Below are 14,066 nucleotides of genomic sequence, written 5' to 3' on the forward strand. Positions count from 1 at the left end.
TTGTCCACGCAAGCCATGCTCGACAGTTGGCGCGCAAGCGGCGCGGACCGGCTGAACCGCGTGCGCTTTTGCTTCATCGAGGCGCTTCATCGGCGCACGTCCGGTCAAACCGGCGCGGCGCGGCGCATGCTCGAAGCGCGGCTGGGCGAACTCGTTGCGGCCTATGCGGGCGATGTCGATCGCGCGAAGGCGGCGTCCGTTTCGTCCGACTCAGATGCGCCTGCCGGCAGCGCGTTGGCCGAACTGCTGCGTGACATTGCCAGCCGTGAACGCATGGATGTCGGCGACGCTGCGAATGGCGGTTCAGCGCGGCATCTGCACACATTGCCGGACCTGAAGATTCTCGAAGACGTGCGGGACACCTGGTCCCGCGTCAGCGCCGAAAAACAGTTGCGCGACGCCTTGGAGAAGGTGCCGGTGAATGCGGGTCCGCTGAATTCGAGCAGTCTTGTGCATCGGTCACTGCTATTGATGCGCGAGGTGGCACCCGATTATCTGCGGCAGTTTTTGTCGTATGTCGACGCGCTTTCCTGGCTGGAACGCATGAGCGGGGACGGGGCCGCCGGTGGCCACGAGGGTGCTCGCAGTGGCGGAAAGGCGCGGGGTAAGGCGCGCTAGGAATTCCAGCAGTCAATCAGTCGGAGATGTGACATAGGTATCACTGCTGGTTTTTTTGACCAGCAGGCACGCAAAAAAGGGAGCCAAGGCTCCCTTTTTCTTTGCGGCGGTTTCTTGCTGCGATTATCAGCTGTTGACCGCTGCGTCCTTGACCTTTTTCAGCGCGCGGACCTTGACGCGCACGGTTGCCGGTTTGGCTTCGAACCACTGGTCGACGCCGGTAAAGGGGTTCTTGCCGAAGCGGCGCTTGGTTGCCGGCACCTTGACCGACGTCACCTTGAACAGGCCCGGCAGCGTGAATTCGCCGGCGCCCTTCTTGTGCAGCGAAGCCACGATGGTGTTCTCCAGATGGAGCAGCACGGCCTTCACCGCCTTGGCGTCGACGGCAGCTTGTTCAGCCAGATGGCTCACCAGGCTCGCCTTGGTGAACGTGTCCTTCAAAGGCTTGAGGGTCGGCGTCGTTGCAGCAGGCTTCTTTGCCGGCGCGGCCTTTTTAGCCGGCGAGGCCTTCTTTGCAGCGGTCTTGGCAGCGGTCTTGGTTTTGGTGGCCATAGTGAGAATAGATGGTTGGGTAAAGTTGACCATTCAATGGAAGCGACGCCTGTGCAGCGCGCTTCGAGCAAGCATAGCAAAGGTTCGGCACCGTGGAGGCGTTATCTACGCTGTTCGGGGGCCAGGGAACGCTTATTGCATACGGTTTGGTCGTTCATCAACCAGCTGAAGCGTCCCAGGTTCAGCACAGACATGCCCCAACGAAAATCGTCGCGCAGCGTGGTGAGCCCCAAAAACCGCGCGCCCGTGCTCGCCCGGCTGCGTCAATCCAAGATGACGCGTTCGACTCATGCGTACGTTCGCGGCAGCACCGTGAAGTTTTACGAGTGGCTGAGCGAGGTGCAGCCGCACACCTTCCCGGAGGGGCCCGTCATCTGGATTTGCGGCGATTGCCATGTCGGTAACCTCGGCCCCATTGGCGATGCCTCCGGCGCCACGCGCATACAAATCCGGGATCTGGACCAGACGGTGCTTGGTAATCCCGCGCACGACCTGATTCGGCTTGGCGTGTCGCTGGCGACGGCCGCTCGCGGGTCAGACCTCCCGGGCATCGTGACCGCACGAATGGTGGAAGCGCTGATGGCGGGCTATCTGCACGGCATCGATCCGGATGCGGCGCTGCACCTGCCGCCGCGCCCCGCCTCCGTGCGTACCGCCATGAAAGCGGCGACTGCGCGTACGTGGAAACAGTTGGCCCAGGAGCGGCTCGATGGCACGTCTCCGTCCATTCCTCTGGGGCGCCATTTTTGGCCGCTCTCTCGCGAAGAACGGCGCGAATTGAAACAACTCGTGAGCCAGCACGAGGTGCTTGCCTTGGTGGCGCGCCTTTACGAGATGCCCGGGGAAGCCTCGGTCAGCATCGTGGATGCGGCGTACTGGGTCAAAGGGTGCAGCTCGCTCGGGCAGCGGCGTTATGCCGCCTTGCTCGCGGTCGACCAGGATCGCGGGCCGCGGTATCGGCTGATCGACATCAAGGAGGCGGGAAAAGCCGCAGCGCCCAGTGCCTCAGCAGGCGAGATGCCCCGGATCAACGGCGAGCGCGTGGTCACAGGTGCGCGCCGTCTCTCTCCCGACCTGGGCGATCGCATGGCATGGGGGCGCATGCTGGGTAGCAGCTTTTTCATGCGCGAACTTCAACCGCAAGATCTGAAGCTGTCTGTCGACAAGCTGGAGCACAAGGACGCCACGGTATTGGCTGCTTATCTGGGCAATATCGCGGGCCTCGCACACGGCAGCCAGATGCCGCGAGATGTCGCCATGGCCTGGCACCGTGAGCTGAAGGCGCGTCACGGACGGTCCATCAATGCGCCGTTCTGGCTGTGGTCTTCGATTGTCGACTTGCTCGGGCTGCACGAGCGCCAGTATCTTGAGCACTGTCGCGCCTGGGCCAATTGATCTGATCTGCTGCGCCGCACCCATCTGCGGGCACAAACGCTGCTATCGGCGCTTCCCAGACCTGGCGCGGCTGGCATACCGAAGGCGAGGCCATTCGCGACGGCATGGAACAGGCCCGCTTGCTGCTCACGCATGAGCGGCCTTGAGTTTTGAGCCTGGGCGCTGGGCATACAGCCAAATTGCGTCGTCTAGCTGGGCAGCGGCCAGACTCGATCGTCAGCCACCCCATAGAGCGCTTCGCCCGGCGCAACGGGTGCGGTCCACAAGCCTGTGAACTCGCCGAACGCGGGTAGCAGTGCGCCGGTTGGACCAAAGCGGAAGCACGGCAGCCGGAGCCGATCCTTTCCGCGCCCGCTGATGACAATGCCCGGGTGCACGTGGCCGGCGATGACGTAGCGATTGGCCACCACTTGCGGCTCATGGCATAGGGCGAAGGGGCCGATTGCCCACGGTTCTTCCACCACGTTGAAGCGCAGGTCTGCAGGCGGGTCGCCCGCATGGCGGTCGTGGTTGCCGCGGACCAGCGTGCAGGCTACGTCGGCGTGTCGTGTGCGCCAGGCGACGAGCGCGTCGATTGCTGCGTGCGCCTCGCGGGCGTGGAGCAGATCGCCCAGCCACGCGATATGTGAGACTGGCAATCGCGCCAGCATGGCATCCAGCCGAGCGATCGCCTGGACGGTGCCTCCGGTGGGCACGGGCACACCGCGTGCACGGAAGGTTGCCGCCTTGCCGAAGTGCGCATCGGCCACCATCAGCATGCGTTGCGCGGGCCACCACAGCGCGCGCTCGGGCAGGAGCCATACGGTCTCGCCCGCGCACTGGATGACGAGGTCTTGGGGAGCGGTCATAGCAGTGGGAGCGGCTTCGATGTTTTGCGTGGCCTGCGGGTGCGGCGGCTGGATTTGCCCGCTGTGTCGGGCGATTCAGTCAAGCGCAACGCGGCCTGTACGTCTGCGTCAATCGCCGGCCGTGTTGCGGCATCCGGGTCGGACGGCTCGGGGCCTGCGGCACGCTCGGCTTCGGCCAGCATGCGCGCGATCCGATCCGCCAGTTTCTCGGTCGAGAGCTGCTCGCGAAAACGCTCCACCATCAACGGAAAGCCGAACGGCGAAGGCCGGGTCAGTGCGCGCAGTTCAAGCCGCAAACCGCGCATGCGGATGAGGGCGGATTCAATGCGGTCGAGGTCCAGCTCCTGGCGCAGCACTTCGGTTTCCGCCTGCGAGAGCAGCAGGTTGCCCGGGTCGTGGCGCCGGAAGACTTCATAGAACAGGCCGGACGATGCCTGCAACTGGCGCGTGCTCTTGTGCGCGCCAGGGTAGCCCTGGAACACCAGCCCCGATACGCGTGCGATCTCACGAAAACGGCGTTGCGCCAGTTCTCCGGCGTTGAGGCTGGCCAGCACATCCTGCATGAGCGTGTGGGTGGAAAAGAGTTCGCCGGTGGCCAGCAACGCGGGCCAGTCGATGGGCGTGGCCGACAGGAGTTCGAGGCCGTAGTCGTTGAACGCCAGGGAGAAAGTGGCTGGCGTGCGATTGGCGGCGCGCCAGCCCAGCAAGCTTGCCAGCCCCAGGTGCGCATGCCGCCCGGCAAACGGGTAGAGAAAGAGATGCCAGCCCTCGCGGGAGTGCAGAGTCTCGGCCACCAGCGTTGCCGTGGTGGGCAGCGCAGACCAGCGCGCCTGCAGTTCCAGCAGCGGGCGTGCGGCTTCCATTTCGGGGCTGTCGAAACGCGCATGTGCCGCCGCATCGAGCTGCGCGACCACCGCGTGCGCCAGCTCGGTGGAAAGCGGCATGCGACCACCGTTCCAGCGCGGCACGGCAGCGCGTTTGCCGGTGGCACGCCGCACATAGGCCGTCATGTCCTGCACGCGCACCAGTTCCAGCAGGCGGCCCGCAAACAGAAAGTTGTCACCGGGGCGCAGCCGCGCAATGAAACCCTCCTCGATCGACCCCAACGCACCGCCGCCGGAAGCACGCCACCAGCGCACAGTCATCGTTGCATCGCTGACGATGGTGCCGATGCTCATGCGGTGCCGCCGTGCGAGCCGTGCATCGGGCACGCGCCAGATGCCATGTTCATCCGGCATGACGCGGTGGTAGTCGGGATATGCGGTGAGCGAGTGGCCGCCCTGCCGCACGAAGTCGAGCGCCCATTGCCACTCGTCGTCGCGCAAATCTCGGTAAGCCCATGCGCGGCGCACTTCCTGCAACAGCGCGTCGGGCACGAAGCCGCCGCCCAGCGCCACCGTCACCAGATGCTGGACCAGCACATCGAGCGGCTTGTGCGCTGAGGTGCGGGCTTCCACCTGGCCCGACATGGCGGCTGCGCGTGCGGCTGCGCCTTCCACGAGTTCAAGGCTATGCGTGGGCACCACCGTCACGCGAGAGGGCCGGCCCGGCGCGTGGCCCGATCGCCCGGCACGCTGCAAGAGCCGCGCCACGCCCTTGGGCGAGCCAATCTGCAGTACGCGTTCCACTGGCAGAAAGTCGACGCCCAAATCCAGGCTTGACGTGCAGAACACCGCCTTGAGCATGCCTTGCTTGAGCCCGGTCTCCACCCAGTCGCGCGTTACGCGGTCCAGTGAGCCATGATGCAACGCGATCAACCCCGCCCATTCCGGCCGCGCATTGATGACGGCCTGATACCACAGCTCCGCTTGCGAGCGCGTGTTGAGAAACACCAGCGCGGTGCGGGCACTTTCCAGCTCTTCCAGAACGTGGGGCAGCATCGCCATACCCAGGTGCCCGGCCCAAGGAAATCGGCCCACACCATCGGGCAGCAGCGTATCGATCTCCATGCGCTTGGGCAGGTGGCCTTGCACCAGCGTGCCGGCGGTGGGCGCCGCCGCATCGCCCAGTGCATCCATCGCTTCAGCCAGGTTGCCCAGCGTGGCGGAAAGTCCCCACACGACCAGCCCCGGTGACCACGTGCGCAGCCGCGCCAGCGCCAACTGCACCTGCACGCCGCGTTTGTTGCCCACCAGTTCGTGCCATTCATCGACGACGACCACGCGTACAGAGCCGAGGGCTTCACGCGCATCGGCGCGCGCGAGCAGCAACGACAGGCTCTCGGGCGTTGTCACCAGGGCGGTAGGCAAACGGCGCGATTGCGCGGCACGCTCGGCGCTGCCGGTGTCGCCGGTGCGCAGCCCGAGCGTCCAATGTGGCGCCAATGCCTGTGCGGCGTCGGTCAATGCGCGCGTGGTGTCGGCCGCCAGCGCGCGCATGGGCGTGAGCCACAGTACCGACAACGGCGGCGCGCCGCCGCGCCCGCGCACTTGCGCCAACCGTTGCAACGCACCGAGCCAGACGGCATAGGTTTTCCCCGCACCCGTGGTGGCGTGCAGCAGGCCCGATTCGCCGCGCGCCATGGCCGACCACACGGCGCGCTGGAACGGCATTGGCGTCCAGTCGCGCGCGGCAAACCAGGCATCAAGATCGGGCAGGGCAGGTTCGGTCATGACGGCGGCAGCAGGCTTTCCAGCGTCTGCAGCGTATCGGCTTCGGCAATGGGTTTGTCGTGGCGCCAGCGCAGCATGCGCGGAAACCGTACCGCGATGCCGCTCTTGTGGCGCGCGCTGCGTGCAATGCCTTCAAAGCCTAGTTCGAACACCAGGGTGGGCGCTACGCTGCGTACGGGGCCGAAGCTCTCCACCGTGGTCTTGCGGATGAGCGCGTCGACTTGGCGGATCTCTGCGTCGCTCAGGCCGGAGTACGCCTTGGCAAAGGGCACCAGCTTGCGCTCCGGCACGTCGGGCGGTGCATCCCATACGGCGAAGGTGTAGTCGGTATACAGGCTCGCGCGCCGGCCGTGGCCACGCTGCGCATAGATGAGGACGGCATCCACCGAGAACGGATCGATCTTCCACTTCCACCACACGCCCACGTCTTTGGTGCGGCCCACGCCGTAGCGCGCATCGCGCCGCTTGAGCATCAGCCCTTCGACGCCCAGCTCGCGCGAGGCTTCGCGCTGGTGCGCAAGGTGCTGCCAGTCGTCGCCTTGAAGCAACGGAGACAGCTCCAGCGCCGGATGGATGCATGTGGCAATCACGCGTTCAAGTTGCACGCGCCGCTCGCTTTGCGTGCGCTCGCGCAGGTCCTGCCCCTGCCATTCGAGCAGGTCATACGCCAGCAGCACGGCTGGCGCTTCCCGCAGCACGCGCGCGTTCAGCGTCTTGCGACCGATGCGTTGCTGAAGCAGCGCAAAGGGCTGCACGCGGCCCGCTTGCCACACCACGATCTCGCCATCGAGCACGGTGCCTGAGGGCAATACCTCCGCCATGGCGGATAGTTCAGGGAAGCGATCGGTGATGAGTTCCTCGCCGCGCGACCACAGCCATGCGCTGTCGGCGCGGCGTACGAGCTGCGCGCGGATGCCATCCCATTTCCATTCGATTTGCCATTCAGTGGGTGGGCCCAGCAGTGTGTCGAAGGCTTGCGCGTCGGCCTGCAGCGGATGCGCGAGGAAGAACGGATACGGGTGCCCGGTATCGAGTGCGTGGCCATCGACACTGGCATCGGCCAGCAGCGCGCGATAGCGCTCGGCGGTGGGCGCCTGGCCTATGTCGGTATAGCCCATCAGCCGTTGCGCGACGTGCTTGGGGTCGGTGCCGCCCACTTCGGCCAGCGCGCGCGTGACCAGCAGTTTTGACACCCCCACGCGAAACGCTCCCGTGATCAGCTTCATCAACGCCAGTCGCGCATGCAGCGGGAGGCCCCGGCACAGTTCCGCAAGGCGAGGCAGTACCAGCTCGGGGGGCTGACCACGCAATGGCAGCAAACGCGTTTCCATCCACTCGGCCAGGCTGGTGTCGTCTGCATGATCGGCATCGGGCAGGACGAGCGCGATGGTCTCGGCCAAGTCGCCTACGGCTTGGTAGCACTCGTCAAACAGCCAATCCGGCAAGCCGGACGTGGTCTGCGCAAAGCTGGCTAGCACGCGCACGGGCACCAACTGGCGGGGCTTGCCGCCGGCCAGGAAGTAGACCGCCCAGGCGGCGTCGGCATCGGGCGCGGTGCGAAGGTAGGCCACCAGTGCGGCCAACTTGCCGTTGCTCGATGTGGTGGCGTCGAGCTGCGCGTACAGATCGGCAAAGGCTTTCATGGCGCGGGCGTGTCCACTTGCGCGGGCGTGTCGCGTGCCTCGGCTGCATCGCCTTCTTGGCCGTCGTCGCCGTACTCGGTGGCGAAGGCGCGTGCATCGAGGCCGCGCTCGCACAGCCAGCGCACCATCGGGGCCACTTGCCCGTGCGTGACATAGACACGCGTGGCACCCGTGGCATCAATGGCCTGCAGCAAGCCGGGCCAGTCGGCATGATCTGACAGCACGATGCCGCGATCGACGCCGCGCCGCCGACGCGCCCCGCGAAGCTGCATCCAACCGCTGGCAAAGGCATCGGCATAGTCGCCAAAACGGCGTATCCACGGCGTGCGTTGGGCGGAGGGCGGCGCCAGCACCAGAGCGCGTCGTAATTCAGCGCGAGGCACGTCTGCCGCCAGTTGCGTGGGTGGTAGCGCCACGCCCGCGTGCCGATAGGCGGCGTCCAACTGCAGCATGGCGCCGTGCGAAACAATCGGCCCGATGCCCGTATCGAGCCCCGACAGAATGCGCTGGGCCTTGCCGAACGCATAGCAGAACACGACGCTCGTGCGACCCGCTTCGGCATTGCCGCGCCACCATGCGTTGAGCTGCGCAAAAATCTCGGTCTGCGGCCGCCAGTGGTAGATCGGCAGTCCGAATGTGGATTCGGTGATGAATGTGTTGCAGCGCACCGGCTCGAACGGCGTGCAGGTGCGATCCGCCTCGACCTTGTAGTCGCCAGACACCACCCATACGTCGCCGTCGTATTCCAGCCGCACCTGCGCGGACCCGAGTACATGCCCCGCCGGATGAAAGCTCAACCGGACGCCGTGATGGACGATGGATTCGCCGTACAGCAGCGTCTGGAGGGGGATGTCCTCACCCAGGCGCGCGCGCAGCACACCCGCACCAGGGGCTGCAGCAAGGTAATGCTGGTGCCCGATGCGGGCGTGGTCACTGTGGGCGTGGGTGATGACGGCACGGTCAACCGGCCGCCAAGGGTCAATGTAGAAGTCGCCTACTGGGCAGTACAGGCCTTTGGGCGTTGTCACGATCAGTTCCGCTGCGCTGGTCATCACTCGCTCTCATTCGAGACCCTTATCAGGTTTTGGCGACAACATTAACGCAATGGCTGCTTATGCGCAGGCGCGCCACGCATGTCGGCCGGGCCGCCGGGGCCTGCGCCGGCACTGGTGCCCGAAGGCCCAGTGATGCCCCCAGCCCCGCCCGATCCTGGGGAAGGAGACGTGGCCTGCGGTGTAGAGGGATCAGGCGCGGAGGCCCGCACGGTGTCCGGATATCGCGACAAGGAATGTTTTACGGTCTTCGGTAGGGCCGCTGGAGCGACGTCTGGCGACGCCGGGCGGGGCTCAGTAGGCTGCGCAAGCGAAAGTCCGCTGCCGCCCGTCGATGCCAGGAAAAACAGCCAACCTGCAGCTGTTCGCTTTGTCACTCGTAATGCGTGATGCATGCGTGGCCTCCGTTGCGCTCCCGTGGGCGGAAGCAGCCGGCATGCCAGGGTTCCTCGCCGGGGGCGCGGAGCAGTTGGCTTCCAGGCAGCGGAGGCGGTTGGCCATTTCTTCAATGGTGGGAAAAAAGCACGATCGGGGGAGGGGCTTGGACCGCTGGAAAACCCGCGAGCGTCATTTCTAAATGCTGCGCGGCAGATTTAGAGGTTGATCTGTATCAGCCAGCGAAGGCCCGCATCGGCTTACCGTGGAGTGCTATCAGAAAGAGCCATTCAATAGGCTGAAAACGGGGAAACGTCATGCTTGAACAACAACCAGACGAGGTGGTTGCCGCCGCGCTTTGGGAACTGGAGTCCTCAGTGTCCCGCGCATTGCCCAGAGGAGCGCTCGTCAATTCGGCTCGTGCCCATTGCGGTGGCTATGACGTGGCAGCGAAGTGGGCGATGTCGACAGTCCGTGGCAATCGGCAGGAATGCACGGTAGCGGTGCATTTCAGCTTGGACGAGGCTAAGGCGTACTGCCGATTGAATCACCCAAGACGGGAAGAGATTTGTCGGCGGGTGAGCGAATGGTTGAGCGTCCAGTTGGAATTCCAGGGTGGAGAACAGTGCGCAGACACGGGCTACGACTTGGTACTCACCGCGCCAAACGCCTTCTTTCTCGATGAGAGAGACGCCATTCGCGTGGGGCGGGAAGACCGGGAACACGATTTTTCGCTCTATCGGGGCGCATCAGTGCCGCCATTGACGTGAGTGGAAGCTCTGTCCAACGGCTGTTGGGTTGTGCCCTTTCCTCCGGCTGGCTTTCTAAACACCGGTTCGTTGTGCGCCGTCAATGCATGGGGTTACGCAGAAGCTACCTTCGAATGGCGGCCCATCAATGTGGGCGCGGGGAAATGCGGGAGGTCTTATGCGCGAGCGGATCAACGAAGCCGAAAGGACTTGTCTACGGGAACTCCAAGATGCGCTGACAGAGACGCTGCCTCGTCGGGCCGTCTTGCGGCTTGAAGGCGATGAACTAGGCGGAATAGATGCACACGCGTGGTGGATAGTAGAAGGCCCGCGAGGCGACAAGCAGGTCAATTCATTTTCATTCCACCTGACGGAGTTGATGCTGCAGGTCTACTTTCACCAGTCCGTTGACGCTCGTGCAAGTACGTGCCGACGATTGAAGGATTGGGCGAACTGGGCGCTTGAGGGCGCAGAAGAGACTGGCGACAACGAGATGGGCTTCGATATCTGCGCGCTTGTACCGGGAGGCATTTTCCGTCCAGCCGTCGATGCACAACGGCCATGACGGCTCGATCGCAAGTCAAGACCGGCTTTGCGTCGGTGTTCAGGGTCTACGCGTTTTATCACTACGTTACACAGCGCACTTTGCATGCTTCAAGACAAGCCCCGCTTCAACGGACACGACCCGCAGCATAGTCGGCGCAATTCGCGACGTTGAGAACAGCTAGCGTCGGGGGCAGGTGCCGTGGTGTGGTTTGTCGCTTGCAAGTGTGGTCCCACTAACGGGAGCATCGTTTGCAAAAGGGGGCGCGGAATCGACGCATGGCGCATTTGTCGTCGTGCTCCCCTTTTGTGGAAAGCTTTTCGTGGAAAGCGTCGACCCGTATTACGCCGTAGGCGTAACTCGCCAGCAAACGATCTTAGAAAGCACGATTTTTCTGAACACCCGCCTGTGCAACCGTCGCCAAGCCCTGTAAGTCCAATATCTGAATTTTGCGATGATTGACTCGCAAAATGCCCTCGCGCGCGAGCGAACTGAAAATTCGGCTCACGGTCTCGAGCTGCATGGCTAGGTGCTCGGCAATCTCTTCCCGACTCATGCGCAGAACAATGTGCCGATCTGAAAAGCCCCGCTCTTTCAGCCGCTCCGAAAGATCGAGCAAGAACACGGCGACGCGCTCCTCCGAGCGCATGGAACCGAGGCAGAGCATCAGGCGTTGTTTGCGGCCGATGCGCGTGCTGAAGATCTGCGTAACCAGTTTTTGAATGGCACCTTCTTGCTGTGCTAGCTCGGCAAGGCGCTTCCACGATACGGCGCACACCTCCGAGTCTTCCAATGCGATTGCGGTTGAGGTTCGGGTATCCGATTCGAATCCGTCCGTGCCGAATATGTCGCCGCTCAGGTAGAAGGCGGCAATCATCTCGCGGCCTTCGGCTGTACCAAGCGTTAGCTTGAACGTGCCGTATTTCACCGCGTAGATTTCATCCAAGGGATCGCCACAGCGGAAGATTGACTCGCCTCTCTTTACCCGGATTTTTCGCTGTGCGATGTCTTCTACCAGCGCCGCCTCACGGGCGTTCAAACCGCGGGAAAGGCAAAGGTGACCGTTTCGACACGTGGTACAGCCTTGAGTGGGGGCGCTATCGGACATGGGACATTGGGGGGAAGACAAAATAGTGTTATCGGCCGTCGCTCACAGAACTTCATGTTGCCAGGTCAAATATCGGATAAATGCCCTCACGCGTATGGTCATTTGCTGTTTCGGTGTGGCCGATCATTCGTAGCACCGAAATTCGTTGCACAGGTGTGCCGAGATATCGGGGGAGGGTTGATCCGCGTTAGTGTTTAAGCAGATGCGGCAGGTACTCGGGCGACTTTCTGTCCGCCATCCCTCGCCCGGCACCGGCTCCTCATCTCGATACCAGCCAAGCCTGCGATCGAGGAAATCATGCCAAGGCGCATGCTGCCCGACGGCAACCTACGTGCATGGCTACCCCCAGCCTGACACTCATCCAGGCCTAAGAAGCATTTGCCGTAGGGTGGTTGACGAGGGTCAACCTCCGGAATTTCCCAACGCCAATACTGAAAATGCGAGGTTGTTGCAATGGGCTGGCGGAATGCCAGCCAATCCGCCTTCCTAACGTTGGAGCGTGAAATGGACCACCGTGAGCACGAGCAGCAAGGCGAGCCGTATGGAACCATTTCCCGGTCCAAGCTGGTGTTGATTGGTTTTCTCTTGGTGATTGCGTACTTTCTGTGGACCGAACACCGGGCTCATGTCATCCAGTTCTTGCCGTTCCTTCTGCTCGCCTCGTGTCCCCTCATGCACTTGTTCATGCATGGTGGCCATGGACACGGTCATCACCACGGTAGGCAGCAAGAGCCGGAAGAAGTCGACACCAAAGGAGAGCGGTGATGCAACACGATGCCTCTTTCGGTTACGGTCTGTGGTCGCTGGTGTTCATCAACTCGGCGGTCTTTATCATCTTTGCCTTCAGCTTTACGAAGCCCCAGACCAGCCGCGACTGGCGGTCGTTTGGTGCTTTCTCGGCGTTCATCGTGGCGCTGTTCACCGAGATGTACGGCGTACCGTTGACCATCTACCTGCTCTTGCCGTGGCTCACTGCCAAGTTCCCCGGTGTCGATTTCCTCGCGCATGACTCGGGACACTTGCTTGAGATGATGTTTGGCTGGCGAGCCAACCCGCATTTCGGGGTGTTCCATATCGTCAGCAACGTCCTGATTTTTGGCGGCTTCATCATGCTCGCGTCGGCGTGGCGCGTTCTCTACACCGCGCAGTGCGCCCATCGTCTGGCGACGTCCGGCCTCTATGCCCGTATGCGACACCCTCAGTACGTTGCGTTTGTGTTGATTATGTTTGGCTTCCTGCTCCAGTGGCCGACGATACTTACCGTGCTGATGTTCCCCATCCTGGTGTGGATGTACGTTCGGTTGGCCAAGGAAGAAGAGAAGGAAGCCCTCGCTGAGTTCGGGCGTGAATACGAGGAATACCGAAGCAGAACACCTGCCTTCTTTCCTCATCTTGGCAGCCCACCGGGCGCCAAGGTTCACTAACCGCTACTGCATCAACTGCGGGAGGTTGTGATGAAACCAGTCAAAACAGGCGTGACCTTTGCCGTGACGGTCATGCTGTTCTATGCCCTGTGCGCGCTCGTTTGGTTCGTACTCCCCGAGCCGTTTATGCGATTCATGAGCCAGTTGTTTCACGGCCTTGATTTCCATCGCCTCCAAGCCGAGCCAGCGACACTGGGTGGCACCATCTATGCCGACGTCATCCTCGGTATCTGGGCGTTCCTGGCAGCCATGTTCTTTTCGTGGCTATCCGATGCGTTCGGCTCCAAAAAGGAAGCCTGACACCTTCGGTTACGGTGTGCGACACGGAACCTCCATCATGCGAGCCAAAGAACGTTCGACAGGCAACGACGCCGATACCAGCGACCTGACCCACGACCAGTACGAACGGGAGCTCCATGTCCTGCAAATAGAGTTGGTCAAACTTCAGAAGCACTTCCTCTGCTGCAACGACAAGATACTGGTGGTTTTTGAAGGTAGAGATGCTGCAGGGAAAGACGGCACCATCAAACGTATCGTCGAGCATCTGAGCCCTCGCGAAACGCGCGTTGTCGCCTTGGGTAAGCCGTCCGACCGCGACCGGGGTTCCTGGTACTTCCAGCGTTATGTGGAGCAACTGCCAACCGCCGGCGAGTTCACGCTGTTCAACCGCAGTTGGTACAACCGGGCGGGCGTTGAGCGTGTGATGGGATTCTGTACGGAAGCGGAATACGAGGAGTTCATGGAGTGCGTCTTCGACTTCGAGAAGATGCTAGTCCGCTCGGGAATCCGGCTCATCAAGTATTACCTCGACATCAGCAAGGCGGAACAAAAGCGGCGACTAGCGTCTCGCCGTAAGGACCCTTTGAAGCAGTGGAAGGTCAGCCCAATCGATGACCAAGCCGTCTCGCTTTGGGCTGACTACAGCAAGGCACGAAACGAGATGCTCGAACGAACTGGCGAGGTGGTTCCGTGGAGTGTCGTTCGGGCTGACGACAAGCGCGTTGCTCGCCTGAACGTTATCAAGGATATGCTGCACCGCCTCCACTATGCTGGCAAGGACGACAGCCTGGTCCAGCCCCAGGCCGATATCGTCTTCCCCTATGAATGGAAGCACCTGCAGAGCGGCTCCATTGCCAAATAGCACGG

The 14,066-nt window shown here is 62.7% G+C and carries 14 protein-coding genes; 8 read left to right on the forward strand and 6 right to left on the reverse strand.

The features are described from left to right. A complete protein-coding gene (locus DOD19_RS19590) occupies nt 1-618 on the forward strand; it encodes a DUF2894 domain-containing protein (RefSeq protein WP_239498047.1) in 618 nt (205 codons plus the stop codon). Nucleotides 619-744: 126 nt separating this feature from the next. Here the strand turns inward: DOD19_RS19590 and DOD19_RS19595 are convergent, their stop codons facing one another. After that, entirely contained in the window at nt 745-1,170 is a 426-nt protein-coding gene (locus DOD19_RS19595) for an HU family DNA-binding protein (protein ID WP_004631552.1), read from the reverse strand. A 192-nt stretch (nt 1,171-1,362) separates the two neighbouring features. Between DOD19_RS19595 and DOD19_RS19600 the strand changes: the two genes are divergently transcribed. Continuing rightward, the gene (locus tag DOD19_RS19600; RefSeq protein ID WP_112187571.1) at nt 1,363-2,565 is read left to right on the forward strand and encodes a DUF2252 family protein; all 1,203 of its coding nucleotides are present in this window, start codon (nt 1,363-1,365) and stop codon (nt 2,563-2,565) included. A 188-nt stretch (nt 2,566-2,753) separates the two neighbouring features. Here the strand turns inward: DOD19_RS19600 and pdeM are convergent, their stop codons facing one another. From pdeM to DOD19_RS19620, 4 genes are read right to left on the reverse strand one after another with little or no spacing between them, the layout of a single operon-like run. Then, nucleotides 2,754-3,413, reverse strand: a complete 660-nt coding sequence (pdeM, locus tag DOD19_RS19605) for a ligase-associated DNA damage response endonuclease PdeM (protein WP_112187449.1) — start codon at nt 3,411-3,413, stop codon at nt 2,754-2,756. Beyond that, the gene (locus tag DOD19_RS19610; RefSeq protein WP_112187451.1) at nt 3,410-6,025 is read right to left on the reverse strand and encodes a ligase-associated DNA damage response DEXH box helicase; all 2,616 of its coding nucleotides are present in this window, start codon (nt 6,023-6,025) and stop codon (nt 3,410-3,412) included. The genes pdeM and DOD19_RS19610 overlap by 4 nt, the downstream gene beginning before the upstream one ends. Beyond that, complete coding sequence (locus DOD19_RS19615) at nt 6,022-7,668, reverse strand: ATP-dependent DNA ligase (RefSeq protein ID WP_112187453.1); 1,647 nt, start codon at nt 7,666-7,668, stop codon at nt 6,022-6,024. Before DOD19_RS19615 ends, DOD19_RS19610 begins: the two co-directional genes overlap by 4 nt. After that, complete coding sequence (locus DOD19_RS19620) at nt 7,665-8,720, reverse strand: ligase-associated DNA damage response exonuclease (RefSeq protein WP_112187455.1); 1,056 nt, start codon at nt 8,718-8,720, stop codon at nt 7,665-7,667. The genes DOD19_RS19615 and DOD19_RS19620 overlap by 4 nt, the downstream gene beginning before the upstream one ends. A gap of 692 nt (nt 8,721-9,412) precedes the next feature. On the opposite strand from DOD19_RS19620, the gene DOD19_RS19630 reads away from it, so the two are divergent. Continuing rightward, a complete protein-coding gene (locus tag DOD19_RS19630; protein WP_112187459.1) occupies nt 9,413-9,865 on the forward strand; it encodes a hypothetical protein in 453 nt (150 codons plus the stop codon). Between the two features lie 157 nt (nt 9,866-10,022). Then, nucleotides 10,023-10,409 (forward strand): hypothetical protein, encoded by a 387-nt coding sequence (locus tag DOD19_RS19635; protein ID WP_024977709.1) that lies wholly within the window; start codon nt 10,023-10,025, stop codon nt 10,407-10,409. Between the two features lie 355 nt (nt 10,410-10,764). On the opposite strand, the gene DOD19_RS19640 is transcribed toward DOD19_RS19635, so the two are convergent. Further along, a complete protein-coding gene (locus DOD19_RS19640; RefSeq protein WP_112187461.1) occupies nt 10,765-11,496 on the reverse strand; it encodes a helix-turn-helix domain-containing protein in 732 nt (243 codons plus the stop codon). A 504-nt stretch (nt 11,497-12,000) separates the two neighbouring features. On the opposite strand from DOD19_RS19640, the gene DOD19_RS19645 reads away from it, so the two are divergent. The 4 genes from DOD19_RS19645 to ppk2 are packed head-to-tail and all read left to right on the forward strand — an operon-like array spanning nt 12,001 to nt 14,061. After that, complete coding sequence (locus tag DOD19_RS19645; RefSeq protein ID WP_024977711.1) at nt 12,001-12,261, forward strand: DUF2933 domain-containing protein; 261 nt, start codon at nt 12,001-12,003, stop codon at nt 12,259-12,261. After that, nucleotides 12,261-12,920 carry an isoprenylcysteine carboxylmethyltransferase family protein gene (locus DOD19_RS19650; RefSeq protein ID WP_112187463.1) on the forward strand — a complete coding sequence of 220 codons (660 nt, stop codon included), beginning with the start codon at nt 12,261-12,263 and terminating at the stop codon, nt 12,918-12,920. The genes DOD19_RS19645 and DOD19_RS19650 overlap by 1 nt, the downstream gene beginning before the upstream one ends. Before the next feature lie 30 nt (nt 12,921-12,950). After that, the gene (locus DOD19_RS19655) at nt 12,951-13,220 is read left to right on the forward strand and encodes a DUF5676 family membrane protein (RefSeq protein WP_024977713.1); all 270 of its coding nucleotides are present in this window, start codon (nt 12,951-12,953) and stop codon (nt 13,218-13,220) included. A gap of 37 nt (nt 13,221-13,257) precedes the next feature. Then, on the forward strand, nt 13,258-14,061 hold the full coding sequence (ppk2, locus tag DOD19_RS19660) for a polyphosphate kinase 2 (RefSeq protein ID WP_112187465.1): 804 nt from the start codon (nt 13,258-13,260) through the stop codon (nt 14,059-14,061). Nucleotides 14,062-14,066 lie beyond the last annotated feature (5 nt).

The organism is Ralstonia sp. GX3-BWBA (genome assembly GCF_003290055.1).
Taxonomy (GTDB): Bacteria; Pseudomonadota; Gammaproteobacteria; order Burkholderiales; family Burkholderiaceae; genus Ralstonia; species Ralstonia holmesii.